This window comes from Bacteroidota bacterium (assembly GCA_016722375.1).
GTDB lineage: Bacteria > Bacteroidota > Bacteroidia > Chitinophagales > LD1 > Bog-950.
On the sequence record JADKJG010000011.1, the window covers coordinates 79,488 to 93,827 of the forward strand.

Genomic DNA, 14,340 nt, shown 5'->3' on the forward strand with positions numbered 1-14,340 from the left:
CTCAGGTTTAATGTTCAAAATTTTACATTTGCCGCCTTTAAGAAATTGTTGATGAATCACACCAACCAGCAAACACTCCAAAAGGAAGTTTCTCTCTACAGGGTCGGCCTACATACCGGACAAAAGGTTAAAGTTACCTTATTACCTGTTGCCGCCAATCATGGAATTAAGTTTCAGCGGATGGACATAGAAGGGCAACCTCTGTTGGCCGCGGATTGCGATCTAGTGACCACCGTGCAGCGCGGAACCACCATCGAGAAAGGAAATGTTTCCGTAGCCACCGTAGAACATCTGATGAGCGCCTTGATTGGAATGCAGGTGGACAACTGTCTGGTTCAAATAGACGGTGCCGAATTGCCTATCATGGATGGAAGCGCCGCCCCTTTTGTAGAGGCTATTGAGAAGGCCGGTATTCAAGAAATGGGAGAGGAGCGTACTGTGTTTAACCTTCAGCAGAATATTCATTATTCAGATATAGAAAGCGGGGCGGAATATCTGGCTCTACCAAGTAATCGCTATAAGGTAACGGCACTGATTGATTATAAAAGCGAAGTGCTAGGGCAGCAACATGCTACTTTAGATAGAGTAAACGACTTCAAAACTCAAATTGCCTCTTCACGAACCTTTTGCTTTCTGCATGAACTGGAAATGCTCTATGATTCCGGTTTGATTCGCGGTGGCGACCTGAATAACGCCATCGTTGTAGTAGATAAACCTATTTCAAAAGAAGAGCAGGTCAAGTTGTCCAAACTTTTTAATAAGCCGGATATTAAGGTGGTGGAAGAGGGAATCCTGAATAACATCCAATTAAAGCACCACAACGAACCGGCCAGACATAAGTTGTTGGACGTAGTGGGTGATTTGGGCTTGATTGGAACGCCTATCAATGCACATATCATCGCTACCAAACCCGGACATAAGCACAACGTAGAGTTCGCCAAACTTCTCAAAGCCCATATCAAACAAGAGCGCATGAAGGTTTCGGCGCCCTTTTATGACCCCAATGTTCCGCCCATCTATGGAGCGGCAGACATCGAAAAGATTCTTCCGCATCGTTATCCTTTTCTAATGATTGATAAAATCATCAGCCTGACAGATACGGAAGTGGTGGGTGTAAAGAACGTAACCATGAACGAAGAGTTCTTCAAAGGCCATTTTCCCGGAAATCCTGTGATGCCCGGAGTGTTGCAAATGGAGGCGATGGCCCAAACCGGTGGAATATTGGTTCTTTCAAAACTCCCCGATCCACAAAACTACGACACCTATTTTCTGAAGATGAACAACGTGAAATTCAAAAACAAGGTTGTTCCCGGAGATACGGTGCTCTTCCGTCTCGAAATGACACAGCCTATGCGCCGAGGCATTATCGAAATGAAAGGCTCGGCATACGTGGGCAATAAATTGGTGAGCGAAGCCGACCTGATGGCGGCTATCCAGAAAAAGGAAGGGAAATAACCAAAGGATTTGATGATTTGAAAACAGAAAACCACCTCCATCTACTGAGTTCATTTTCATTATTTAATTAGCCAATCTCCCTATCCCCATCTACCCGCTATGAATCAACCATACTCCTATATCCACCCCCAAGCCGAGGTGGCAGATAATGTAGTGGTGGAGCCATTTGTTACTATTTCTAAAGATGTAGTAATAGGCGAAGGGACTTGGATAGGCCCTCACGTAACGATTATGGAAGGAGCCAGGATTGGGAAAAACTGCCGCATCTTTCCCGGAGCAGTGATTTCTGCTATTCCTCAGGATTTGAAATATAAAGGAGAAAAATCAGCCGTGGTGATTGGTGATAATGTCACCATCCGCGAATATGTAACCGTCAACCGCGGAACCGAGGCAGCCATGAAAACTGTGATTGGCGACAACACCCTGCTCATGGCCTATACCCACATCGCCCATGATTGTATCATTGGCAAAAACTGTGTCTTGGCCAACAATGCCAATCTGGCCGGACATGTGGAAGTAGGCGACTTCACTATTCTGGGTGGCGCCACCGCCTTTCAGCAGTTCACAAAGATTGGCCGGCATGTGATTGTTTCGGGCGGATGTTTGGTGAATAAAGACATTCCACCTTTTGTCCGCGCCGCTCGACATCCTACCACCTATGCCGGCGTCAATTCCGTAGGCCTGAGAAGAAGAGGATATACGACAGACCAAGTCAACCAGATTTTGGACGTGTATCGCATCCTATATATAAGAGGTTATAACACCAGCACCGCCCTCAAATTCATCGAAGCCAATATCCCGGCCAGCAACGAAAAGGATGAAATCGTCACCTTTGCCCGCGAAAGCGTTCGTGGTATCATGAAGGGGTTTAAGAGCAGCAGCGACGAATAAAAAAAACAGTCCTTCTCTATGCAGCCTCCTTGATTTCTAAAAGGAACTGCCTTCCACTTCTTCCATCCTCCATCACAAATTCTAATTCTCGGCTCGCTCTATTTCTTCTTCCTCCGGATAGGCAGATAACGCAGACTGTAATAATCATCAAAGCGATCTGGGTTTTCGATATGGTCTGCTGCGATGATGAGGAAGCATTTCGTCAACTGCAAGGTCAGTTCCTTTCTTCGCTCATGCCTGCCGGTGCGCGTGGTTTTCAACGATGAAAACATAGTCTCCTGCGCTGTGCGAGCATTCGTAAACTGATTTTTTGCCGTCACAAAATTGTCGACATCTGTAGGGTAATCCGCCAACAAATACGTGTTGGCGGCACTCAGGAATCGCTCCAATAATTCGGGTAATTGGCCAATGCTGGCTTGATTATATTCATCCATTCCCTGCGGAAAAAATCCTTCATATTGATCCGTGCCTTCGCCAAACTTGAATTGCACCAAGCCCCGCATTCTTCGCAATTGTTCAATCAAACGGCCATAAGCCTGGTTCATGCTCAGCGTCAGGCCTTTTTGCACAGCGCTTTTCACCAGTTTATCTTCCACCGTTCCAAAATAAGCGGTGTATCGGCTGCTCGTGTCAACCAGCAGCGTGTTATAGATTCCGCCCGGATTAAGCACCGGACTCGCCAACCGAATCAGGAATTCCTCAGAAAAGGATCGCAGACTGGCATAAGACAAGTTCTTATCCTCAAATATATCAGTCACCAGTCGGATAGGGTCTTGCATAGGGCTATGGTTTTATTTTTTGATAAGATGATTGAACCAGCAGACGGCTTCCAACTAATTTCTCCATACCTCCAGATTTCAGAATACGATAATCGAGAACATTTTTGAAACTTCCAAATTTACCGAAGTTATAAATAGACTCAGTTTACTATGCTCGGTAAATACCGAAGTTATAGATAGCTATATTTTGCCTACTTCCACAAATGGGGAGATAGATAAAATATTCCTAGTTATGGTTTCTGTAAATACCGAAGTAATGAAAATACATCTATTATTACTTTCGGTAAATACCGATGCTATAAAAATACCCATGTTTATAACTTCGGTAAATACGGAAGCTATAAACAGACACCCGATTAAGGGTTTCTTGTTTAAAGTTGGGCTAAACGTTTGTTTGAACAGGTTTTCCAATTCAGGAAAGAGGCTTAGAAATGTGTTCAGGTCGGTCAGAAGGACTTCCTCGTACCGAGAAGATGATTCGGAGAAGGATTCAAGTGAATTTATGCTACTTAGAATAAATTGTTTTGCTGTAATGAATAACAGGATTAGATTAAACTAATTTTTACTAAGCAATTATGGAAATAGAAAGTAGATGAGGTTTGAAAAATGGCTAAAGCCATATATGAATAGGCCCATTCATACCACAATAAAGCGCCGTGTTATAACTCCGCCATTTATGACTGAGTGCTCAGTGAAGGGGCATGGCTTTAGCCACAAATGATTGTTTTTAGAATACTTATAGGGGAAAACTGCATCTGCTTAGATAGAACGCTGAAGCCTCATTCTTCCATTATTTTTTCAATCAAAATAATATTCCTTATCGCTTGCTTGAAGAAAGATGGGGATGATCCAACCAAATTTAATCCCTATAAACATATCCATCCGTTTATCGTTCAAAGGCTTTTGCAAGTAAAAATCATAAGGTCGGCGGCCTTGCGTAAATCCGAGGTCAAACTGTAATCCTCCATAAACACTGATAAATTTTTTGCGTTCCATATAAATTCCGCCGATGAACTGAGAGACGACCGGCCCATTGCTCAGGCGGTCATAGCCCGTGCGATAGGTTTTATCCAATTGGGGCAGTTCGGTGCGGCGCACGTTGAACAGGATTTTGTGTTCTAGAAAACCAATGCTGGTCATAAATAGCAAGCCAGCGTCGGGAAATTTTTTGGAAAGCGGGACAATTTTTCCGGCCACGAACTTCACATTATATCCAATTTCGTTCGGCTTCACATTCGTCAGGTCATTAAAGAGCGTAACGTGTTGCCCGCTTGAAGTACTGATATTATCCAATAAATAGCTCTCTTTCACCCGCGCTCCTACCAATACCCCCACTTCGCCACCCACCAGCCAGTTGTTCGCCGTTTTATAGCTCAGATGTAAACCAATCAGCGAGTTAAATCCAAACCGTGTTTTCATATCACCAAAAGGGAACTGGGCGGTGTAGGAAGGCGCGATGAGCACAGCAGAACTGGACTCGAAGCGGCGTTCTTTCTTTGGCTTCTTGGGTTCATCTTGTGCCTTCAAGAACGGGCCTTGAGCAAAGAAAAGAAGGAATAAAAAATATCGGAGAAATAAGAGGGATTGATTCATAGATACGTCAATGGCGTGTGGGCAAAAATACTATTTTAGCGCGCTCAAAAAATGAACCGGATGAACGACATACGCATGGTGGACCTCAAAAGCCAATATTTAAGGCTGAAAGAGGAAATAGATGCCGCCATGGCTGAGGTGCTCGATTCCACCCAATATATTAAAGGCCCGCAGGTAAAGCGTTTTGAAGCTAATCTGGCAAAATATATGGGGGTTAAAGAGGTCATCAGTTGTGCCAATGGCACCGATGCGCTTCAAATCGCGATGATGGCTCTGGGCTATCAGCCCGGCGATGAAATCATTACCGCGAGTTTTACTTACGTAGCCACCGCAGAGGTCATTGCGCTACTAAAATTAACACCGGTTTTGGTTGAAGTAAACCCCGAAACCTTCACCATAGACCCCTCGGCCATAGAAAAGGCTATTACGCCAAAAACAAAAGCCATTGTACCGGTACACATGTTTGGGCAAAGTGCCGACATGGAGGCGATCATGAAGATTGCTGAAAAGCACGGGCTGGATGTGATTGAAGATAATGCACAGGCGATTGGTGCAGATTATACATTCAGCGACGGCACAAAAAAGAAGGCCGGTACGATAGGTGCCGTGGGCACCACTTCCTTTTTCCCTTCCAAAAACTTGGGATGCTACGGAGACGGCGGAGCCTTATTTACCAACGATGAATCTTTGGCAAAACGGATACGCATGATTGCCAACCACGGGCAAGAAGTGCAATACGTGCATGATGAAATAGGTGTGAACTCCAGGCTCGATACTTTGCAGGCAGCTATTTTGGATGTGAAGCTCCAGTATCTGGATGATTTTGCGGCAAGAAGAAACCAGGTGGCTTCTTATTATGATAAAGCCTTTAGCGGTATAAAGAATGTTCAAACGCCGGTTCGCGCGTCCTATTCCAACCATGTGTTTCATCAATACACCTTGAAACTAAAGGGAATGAATCGGGATGAAGTGAAAGCCAAACTGGCTGCAAAGGGAATCCCGGCAATGGTTTATTATCCTATTCCGCTTCACCTCCAGAAAGCATATAGAGATGATCGGTATCCATCAGGCTCCTTTCTGATAACAGAAGAGCTTTGCAAGTCGGTGCTGTCTTTGCCCATTCATACCGAGATGGAAGCCGCCGAATTGAAGTTTATTGCAGAAACGGTCACGGATATATTGAAATAGGAATAAAAGGAAAGAATGAAAATTGCAGTAGTAGGTACGGGATATGTTGGCTTAGTAACCGGAACTTGTTTTTCAGAAACGGGCAACAATGTTACCTGTGTAGATAATAATGAAGAAAAGGTAAAGCAGCTTCAAAAGGGCAACTTACCTATTTATGAGCCCGAACTGGATGTGTTGTTTGAGCGAAATACGAAGCATAACCGTTTGAAGTTCTCTACCTCTCTTTCCGAAGGGATAGAAGGGGCAAAGATTATTTTTCTAGCACTGCCTACCCCTCCGGGTGAAGATGGAAGCGCCGATCTTAAATACATCTTGCAGGTAGCGGAGCAACTGGGCGGGCTTTTGAAAGAATATACCGTGATTGTGAATAAAAGTACGGTACCGGTCGGCACGGCAGACAAGGTGAGAGATATAATTGCCGCGAAGGCAAAGGTGGAGTTTGATGTGGTTTCCAACCCTGAATTTCTTCGGGAAGGGGTAGCCGTAGAAGACTTCATGAAGCCCGAACGAGTGGTGGTGGGCACCCGATCTGAGAGGGCCAAAAAGTTGATGGAGGAATTATATGAGCCTTTTGTCAGACAAGGAAACCCTATTCTTTTTATGGATGAAAGAAGTTCGGAGGTGACGAAGTATGCAGCGAACGCATTTCTTGCAGCTAAGATTTCGTTCATGAACGAAATGGCCAACATCTGCGAACTGGTAGGGGCCGATGTGGACAATGTGCGGAAAGGAATAGGAACCGATTCGCGGATTGGAAAACGTTTCTTATTCGCCGGTGTAGGATATGGTGGAAGTTGCTTCCCGAAAGATGTAAAAGCCTTGCATTACACAGCGCAGGAACACAAGTATGACTTCAAGATACTTCGGGCCGTGATGCAGGTAAACAATCTTCAGCGCGAACATTTTTTCGATAAGATCCTTAAGAAGTACAAGGACAGCCTGAATGGAAAAACCATCGCGATATGGGGCTTGGCCTTCAAGCCAAATACCGACGACATTCGTGATGCACCGGCGCTTTATATCATCGAGCGATTGCTGCAAAGCGGGTCAAAGGTTCGGGTGTATGATCCTGAAGCGATGGCGCATGTCAAAGCTATTTTTGGTGATAAGATCTATTATGCTACCGACCAGTATGATGCTTTATCGGGCGCTGATTTCCTGACCATCGTAACCGAATGGAATATCTTCCGCTCTCCAGATTTTGATAAGATTAAATCATCGTTGAAAGACCCCGTGATTTTCGACGGACGAAATCTATATCACAACGAACACATGAGGGAATTGGGCTTTAGTTATTACAGTATAGGAAGAAATTCTGTTGAATAGAAAATGAAAAGAGTACTAATTACCGGTGCCGCCGGCTTTTTGGGTTCCCATCTGTGCGACCGCTTCATCCGCGAAGAGTATGAAGTGATTGGGATGGATAATTTGATTACCGGCGACCTTCGGAATATTGAGCATCTATTCAAACTCAAGAACTTTGAATTCTATCATCATGATGTTTCTAAGTTTGTGTTTGTTCCGGGCAAGTTGGATTACATCCTTCATTTTGCATCTCCGGCCTCTCCGATAGATTATTTGAAGATTCCTATCCAGACTTTAAAAGTCGGTTCTCTCGGGACGCATAATCTGTTAGGGCTTGCCAAAGCCAAGAGTGCCAGAATATTGGTGGCATCTACTTCAGAAGTTTATGGCGACCCGACGGTACATCCGCAACAAGAAGATTATTGGGGCAACGTCAATCCTGTAGGACCGCGTGGAGTCTATGATGAAGCTAAACGGTTCCAGGAAGCCATCACTATGGCCTATCATACGTATCATGGTCTGGAAACGAGAATCGTACGCATCTTTAATACTTACGGTCCTCGAATGAGGTTGAATGACGGCAGAGTATTGCCGGCCTTTATTGGGCAGGCATTAAGAGGAGAAGACCTCACTATTTTTGGTGACGGAAGTCAGACCCGTTCATTCTGCTATGTAGATGACTTGGTAGATGGTATATATCGCCTCTTGATGAGTGATTATCATCTGCCTGTAAACGTGGGCAATCCCGATGAGATAACCATCAGCCAGTTTGCAGAAGAGATAATCAAACTAACGGGGACTACTCAGAAGGTAGTTTATAAGGCGTTACCGGTAGATGATCCAAAGCAAAGGCAGCCAGATATTACTCGGGCTAAAGGAATTCTAGGTTGGACACCCAAAATAAGCAGACAAGAAGGATTGAAAATTACCTATGCTTATTTTAAGGGATTGTCACAGGATGAATTATACAATTCTAAACATCGGTTTGCGTAATATGGGAAACAAAGAAACCGGATACTATGTTCATCCTTCGGCCATCGTGGATGAAGGCTGCACGATTGGCGAGGGAAGCAAGGTTTGGCATTTCAGCCATATCATGTCAAATTGCACGATTGGCAAGAACTGCAACATTGGTCAGAATGTGGTGGTTTCTCCCGAGGTTATTCTCGGCGATAATGTAAAAGTACAGAACAATGTTTCTATCTATACCGGAGTAATCTGCGAAGACGATGTTTTTCTCGGCCCTCCATGGTGTTTACCAATGTTATAAATCCCAGAAGTGCGGTAGTTCGCAGGGGGCAATATTCTAAAACTGTAGTAAAGAAAGGAGCCAGTATCGGAGCGAATGCTACTATTGTATGTGGTCATGATATCGGAGAATTTGCCTTTATCGGTGCAGGTGCTGTGGTTACCAAGCATGTTCCTGCTTACGCGTTGGTGGTAGGTAATCCGGCCCGACAAATGGGATGGATGAGTGAATACGGACATAAACTTAGTTTCAATCAGGATGGTATTGCTGAATGTCCAGAAGGCAAAGAACGGTATCAATTAAAAGAAGGAAAAGTTTCAAAAATTAAATAAATATGGTTGAGGAATTACTAAAGAAGAAGAAGAAGTTAGCTGTGATAGGTTTAGGCTACGTAGGCCTGCCGATTGCTCTAGAGTTTGCTAAAAAGATATCCGTGATCGGTTTTGATATCAATCAAAAGCGCGTGGATATGATGAAGAATCATATTGACCCAAGCAATGAATTGGAGTCTAAAGATTTCGAAGGGGCCGATATTCAGTTCACGGCGAATCTTGAAGATTTGAAGGAGGCAAGTTTCTTTATCGTGGCGGTACCAACTCCGGTAGATAGTCACAATGTACCAGATTTAAAGCCTGTGCTTAGTGCTTCAGATACCATAGGTAAAGTGTTGAAGAAGGGAGACTATGTGGTTTTTGAATCAACCGTCTATCCTGGATGCACTGAAGATGATTGCTTACCGGTTATGGAAAAGTTATCTGGCTTAAAAATGGGGGTGGACTTCAAGCTGGGCTATTCACCCGAAAGAATCAATCCCGGAGATAAAGAACATACCATAACGAAAATCACAAAGGTCGTTTCTGGTTGCGATAAGGAATCGTTGGACATTATTGCGAGGACGTATGAGATTATTGTTACCGCCGGAACTCACAGAGCAAGTTCTATCAAGGTGGCAGAGGCAGCAAAGATTATTGAAAACACACAACGTGATTTTAATATCGCTTTGATGAATGAGTTATCACAGATTTTTGACCTCATGGGGATTAACACGTATGAGGTATTGGAAGCTGCCGGAACCAAATGGAATTTCCTTAAATTTTTCCCGGGCTTGGTGGGTGGCCATTGCATTGGCGTGGATCCCTATTATCTCACCTACAAAGCGTTGGAGTTGGGATATAATCCGGGGGTAATCTTGGCGGGTAGAAGAATCAATGATGATATGGGCGCCCATGTGGCTCGTAAGTTAGTGCAGCAATTGATTAAGTTGAATAAGCAAGTGGCAAACACGAAGGTCTTAGTGATGGGTGCCACCTTCAAGGAAAACGTCAGTGACATCCGCAATTCAAAGGTGGTAGATGTCATTAATGAACTGAGAAACTATTCCGTTCAAGCCGAGGTGTCGGACCCGCTTGCTGACGCAGAAGAGTTTCATCATGAATATGGCATTACCCTTCGTAAGGACTACGGAAAAGATTATGATGCGGTGATTGTTGCTGTGAATCATGACGAGTTTACAAACTTGAACGATGAATTCTTTACAACCATTTTGCGTAAAGATGGTATCGTAGTGGACGTAAAGGGAGACCTTAGAAATAAGATTAAGGAGTTTGCTTATTGGTCATTATAAAATCCATCAGGTAAAGACAAAAATGAAAAAGGTTCTAATTACCGGCGGTGCCGGTTTTATCGGTTCACACGTAGTTCGACTGTTTGTCGATAAATACCCCGATTACGAAATCTGGAACTTGGATAAATTAACCTATGCAGGCAACTTAGAAAACCTAAAAGACCTGGAGGGAAAACCCAACTACAAGTTTATAAAGGGAGATATTACAGATGCCGCCTTTGTAAATAGCCTGTTCGATGAGCATAAGTTTGTTTCGGTCATTCACTTAGCCGCAGAAAGCCACGTAGATCGTTCTATCTCTAACCCGTTAGAATTTGTAGTGACGAATGTTATCGGTACGGTTAATCTTCTCAATGCTGCCAAGAGTACATGGGAGTGTAGCAAAGACAAACCGGTTCCTAAAGACCGGATATTCTACCACATCTCTACCGATGAAGTTTACGGTTCATTGGGTGACACCGGTTTCTTTCTTGAAACCACGCCTTACGACCCGCAATCGCCTTATAGTGCTTCAAAAGCAAGTTCTGATCATTTTGTAAGAGCGTATTTCAATACGTATAACTTGCCGGTGGTTATTTCGAATTGTTCGAATAACTATGGTGCGAATCAGTTTCCTGAAAAGCTAATACCGCTTTTTATCCATAACATAAAGAATAATAAGCCACTTCCTGTTTATGGCGATGGAAAATACACCAGAGATTGGCTATGGGTGGTTGACCATGCAAGGGCTATTGATGTGATTCTTCATAAAGGCAATCTTGGCGAAACCTATAATATCGGCGGCTTTAACGAATGGCAAAATATAGAATTGATCAAATTGCTCTGTCGGATATTGGATAACAAATTAGGGCGTGAGGAAGGCGAATCCATGAAATTGCTGACCTACGTCAAAGACCGCCCAGGCCATGATCGCCGATATGCTATTGACGCTTCAAAATTGAAAAATGAACTGGGATGGAAGCCTTCTGTTACATTCGAAGAAGGACTAGAAAAGACAGTTGAATGGTATCTTGAAAATGAAGAATGGTTACGGCATGTTACTAGCGGTGACTACCAGAAATATTATAATCATCAATACGGAAAGCAATAGATGTTCGACATAAAGTATCATACACAAGACATTAGTCATCACAGTTTTCTCGTGACCGGCGGGGCGGGATTCATCGGTTCTAATATCGTTGAGTATTTGCTGAAATACGGGGCTAAAAAAGTACGGGTACTTGATAATTTAGCTACTGGAAGAGCCTCTAATCTTGATGAATTCAAAACGCATTTGCCTTTTGAGTTTATAGAGGGAGATATTCGCGATTTAGATACTTGCCACCGCGCACTTGAAGGCATAGACTATGTTTCTCACCAGGCTGCCTTGGGTTCTGTGCCCCGTTCCATCAAGGAACCGGAAAATACGAATTCGGTGAACGTAAATGGATTCCTCAATGTTCTGATTGCAGCCAAAGATGCCAAAGTGAAGAAATTCGTTTTTGCTTCCTCATCTTCTGTTTATGGAGATGAAAAGTCGCTTCCAAAACTGGAAAATAAGGTTGGTGCCCCTCTTTCGCCTTATGCGGTTAGTAAATATACGAATGAGCTTTATGCCCATGTATTTCAGGACGTTTATGGCATTCCGGTGATTGGTCTTCGCTATTTCAATATATACGGCCCCAAGCAAGATCCCGAAGGAATGTATGCTGCTGTTATCCCACTTTTTGTTTCTAAAATCATGGCTCGTGAAGAAGTGTTTATTGACGGGGACGGAGGGCAGACCCGTGATTTTACTTTCGTAGAGAACGCAGTTCAGGCAAATGTGCGAGCCATGTTGAGCGAGAATAAAGAAGCTGCCAATCAAATCTATAATATTGCTGTAGGAGAAAACTTCTCGGTCAATTATATGTACCACGAAATTCAAACGCTATTGCAATCCAGCCATGCTGCTCAATACAGGGAAGCTCGTAAGGGGGACATTCGTAATTCGCTGGCCGATATTTCTAAGGCTCAGAAATTATTGGGTTATGATCCAAAATTCAACTTCAAAAAGGGCTTAGCCTTGACGGTAGAGTATATTAGGAAAATTTACTCCTAGTTCTTGCAAAGGACCTTCTCTTTCAAAGAATTACTTCGGCTTTGCATTAGGACATAGTCACTCTATTGTAAAGTATTTTATCCATTACTTTATTAGTGTTGATTTCTAAGAGGTTCAAGTTCCTCATCCTATTTATTTTCACGCATCAATTTTGAGTGCAATAGCATTGCACGGACAATTAAGTTATTAGAAATGGCAGCAAAGCAACATGAGGAAGCACGCTATACGGAAGACGAGGTAAAAACCCTCGACTGGCTAGAGCATATACGGATGCGTCCGGGGATGTATATCGGCAAGACCGGTGATGGCTCTAGTATGGATGATGGTATATATATCCTCCTTAAAGAAGCCATTGACAATTGTGTGGATGAATACCAGATGGGTTATGGCAAAAAGGTAGAAATACTCGTTACCAAAGAGAAAGTAACTGTCCGCGATTACGGTCGCGGGATTCCTTTGGGTAAATTGGTTGATTGTGTGTCGCAGGTGAATACGGGGGCGAAATTTGATTCGAAGGCTTTCAAAAAATCTGTTGGCTTGAATGGCGTGGGTACCAAAGCAGTGAATGCACTTTCCACTTACTTTAAGGCTTATGCCGTGAGGGAGGGGCAGAAGAAGACGGCTGAGTTTGCTTCGGGTAAAATATCAAAAGATCATAAACTGGAAAAAACGGACGAACAGAATGGAACGTACATCGAGTTTATTCCCGACAACAAAATCTTCAAGAACTATCGCTATCTGCATGAATATGTAGAGCAGATGATTCAGAACTATACCTATCTGAACACCGGGCTTACCTTTATTTATAACGGCAATAAATACATTTCGCAAAAGGGTTTGTATGATTTGCTTTCTCGTAAAAAGGATGAGGCGAATCTTTGCTATCCTATTATCCATTTGATTGGCGATGAAATAGAGATTGCGATGACACACAATCATCACTATGGGGAGGAATATTACAGTTTCGTTAATGGGCAGTACACCATTTTGGGGGGAACGCACCTACAGGCCTTCCGCGAAGCAATAGTTAAAACGGTTCGTGATTTCTATAAGAAGGATTACGATACCGTAGATATTCGCGAAGCCATCGCTGCGGCTATTTCCGTTCGGATTCAGGAGCCGGTTTTCGAATCTCAAACAAAGACGAGATTAGGGACAGACAAACTTCATGGTGAAGAAAGAACCATGAAACAGTTTGTGGGTGATTTTGTCAAGGAGCATTTGGATAATTTCCTGCATAAAAACCCGGCTACAGCCGACGCGCTGCACAAAAGAATCCTTCAAAGCGAAAGAGAACGGAAAGAAATTGCCGGTATTAAGAAACTGGCGAATGAGCGCGCCAAGAAGGCGAACATCCACAATAAGAAGTTGCGTGATTGTCGTTTTCACTTGAACGATGATACGAAGGTGACGGATGAAAATAAACTTCGCACAACACTCTTTATTACCGAGGGAGATTCGGCGAGTGGTTCGATTACCAAGAGCCGGAACCCTGATTTGCAGGCGGTGTTCTCTCTTCGTGGAAAGCCTTTGAACTGTTTCGGAATGACCAAGAAGGTGGTTTATGAAAACGAAGAGTTCAACCTGTTGCAACATGCTTTAAACATTGAGGCTTCGATGGATGATTTGCGCTACAACAACGTGGTGATAGCTACCGATGCCGACGTGGATGGTATGCACATTCGTTTATTGCTGCTTACGTTCTTTCTCCAGTTCTTCCCCGACATGGTGCGCAATAATCACATCAAGATATTGGAAACGCCTCTTTTCAGAGTTCGAAACAAACAGAAGACCATTTATTGTTACGATGAAGGAGAAAAACAAGCTGCCATTAAAGAACTGAAAGGCAACCCGGAAATAACTCGCTTCAAAGGATTAGGAGAGATTTCTCCCAATGAATTTGAAGGATTTATTGGTGAAGATATTCGGTTGAGTCCGGTGATTGTGGAGGATAAAATGAAGATTGAAAAGCTGTTAGAATATTACATGGGTAAGAACTCTGAGGACCGTCAGAAATTCATCATTGATAATCTGAAGGTTGAGAAAGATGATGTTCGTGAAGTAGCTGAAGTAGCAGAAATGGAAGAATAAGTTGACTTAGTGGTTTTGAGAATATAGAATATGAAGGAAGAAAACAACGAAGAAGTAAACGGACAAGCCTCTGATGCGGTGCATG

At 43.4% G+C, this 14,340-nt stretch carries 11 protein-coding genes and 1 pseudogene; 10 read left to right on the forward strand and 2 right to left on the reverse strand.

All coding sequences use genetic code 11. The features are described from left to right. Nucleotides 1-51 precede the first annotated feature (51 nt). The gene (locus tag IPP77_14900) at nucleotides 52-1,455 is read left to right on the forward strand and encodes a bifunctional UDP-3-O-[3-hydroxymyristoyl] N-acetylglucosamine deacetylase/3-hydroxyacyl-ACP dehydratase (GenBank protein MBL0310901.1); all 1,404 of its coding nucleotides are present in this window, start codon (nucleotides 52-54) and stop codon (nucleotides 1,453-1,455) included. Nucleotides 1,456-1,554: 99 nt separating this feature from the next. Next, on the forward strand, nucleotides 1,555-2,346 hold the full coding sequence (gene lpxA / locus IPP77_14905; protein ID MBL0310902.1) for an acyl-ACP--UDP-N-acetylglucosamine O-acyltransferase: 792 nt from the start codon (nucleotides 1,555-1,557) through the stop codon (nucleotides 2,344-2,346). A 98-nt stretch (nucleotides 2,347-2,444) separates the two neighbouring features. On the opposite strand, the gene IPP77_14910 is transcribed toward lpxA, so the two are convergent. Beyond that, entirely contained in the window at nucleotides 2,445-3,125 is a 681-nt protein-coding gene (locus IPP77_14910) for a hypothetical protein (GenBank protein ID MBL0310903.1), read from the reverse strand. Between the two features lie 798 nt (nucleotides 3,126-3,923). Then, nucleotides 3,924-4,718: a hypothetical protein gene (locus IPP77_14915; protein ID MBL0310904.1), complete on the reverse strand. Its 795-nt coding sequence runs from the start codon at nucleotides 4,716-4,718 to the stop codon at nucleotides 3,924-3,926. 60 nt (nucleotides 4,719-4,778) lie between these two features. On the opposite strand from IPP77_14915, the gene IPP77_14920 reads away from it, so the two are divergent. The 8 genes and pseudogenes from IPP77_14920 to IPP77_14955 all read left to right on the forward strand — a co-directional run bounded on the left by IPP77_14920 (nucleotide 4,779) and on the right by IPP77_14955 (nucleotide 14,255). Then, on the forward strand, nucleotides 4,779-5,906 hold the full coding sequence (locus IPP77_14920) for a DegT/DnrJ/EryC1/StrS family aminotransferase (GenBank protein MBL0310905.1): 1,128 nt from the start codon (nucleotides 4,779-4,781) through the stop codon (nucleotides 5,904-5,906). A gap of 15 nt (nucleotides 5,907-5,921) precedes the next feature. Beyond that, the gene (locus IPP77_14925) at nucleotides 5,922-7,232 is read left to right on the forward strand and encodes a UDP-glucose/GDP-mannose dehydrogenase family protein (GenBank protein MBL0310906.1); all 1,311 of its coding nucleotides are present in this window, start codon (nucleotides 5,922-5,924) and stop codon (nucleotides 7,230-7,232) included. Between the two features lie 3 nt (nucleotides 7,233-7,235). Next, nucleotides 7,236-8,204, forward strand: a complete 969-nt coding sequence (locus IPP77_14930) for an SDR family oxidoreductase (protein MBL0310907.1) — start codon at nucleotides 7,236-7,238, stop codon at nucleotides 8,202-8,204. A 1-nt stretch (nucleotide 8,205) separates the two neighbouring features. After that, nucleotides 8,206-8,792: pseudogene (locus IPP77_14935) on the forward strand (N-acetyltransferase). 2 nt (nucleotides 8,793-8,794) lie between these two features. Then, the gene (locus IPP77_14940; GenBank protein ID MBL0310908.1) at nucleotides 8,795-10,084 is read left to right on the forward strand and encodes a nucleotide sugar dehydrogenase; all 1,290 of its coding nucleotides are present in this window, start codon (nucleotides 8,795-8,797) and stop codon (nucleotides 10,082-10,084) included. Nucleotides 10,085-10,106: 22 nt separating this feature from the next. After that, on the forward strand, nucleotides 10,107-11,174 hold the full coding sequence (rfbB, locus tag IPP77_14945) for a dTDP-glucose 4,6-dehydratase (GenBank protein MBL0310909.1): 1,068 nt from the start codon (nucleotides 10,107-10,109) through the stop codon (nucleotides 11,172-11,174). Then, complete coding sequence (locus IPP77_14950) at nucleotides 11,175-12,164, forward strand: SDR family oxidoreductase (GenBank protein MBL0310910.1); 990 nt, start codon at nucleotides 11,175-11,177, stop codon at nucleotides 12,162-12,164. 192 nt (nucleotides 12,165-12,356) lie between these two features. Further along, the gene (locus IPP77_14955; protein MBL0310911.1) at nucleotides 12,357-14,255 is read left to right on the forward strand and encodes a type IIA DNA topoisomerase subunit B; all 1,899 of its coding nucleotides are present in this window, start codon (nucleotides 12,357-12,359) and stop codon (nucleotides 14,253-14,255) included. Nucleotides 14,256-14,340: the final 85 nt, after the last annotated feature.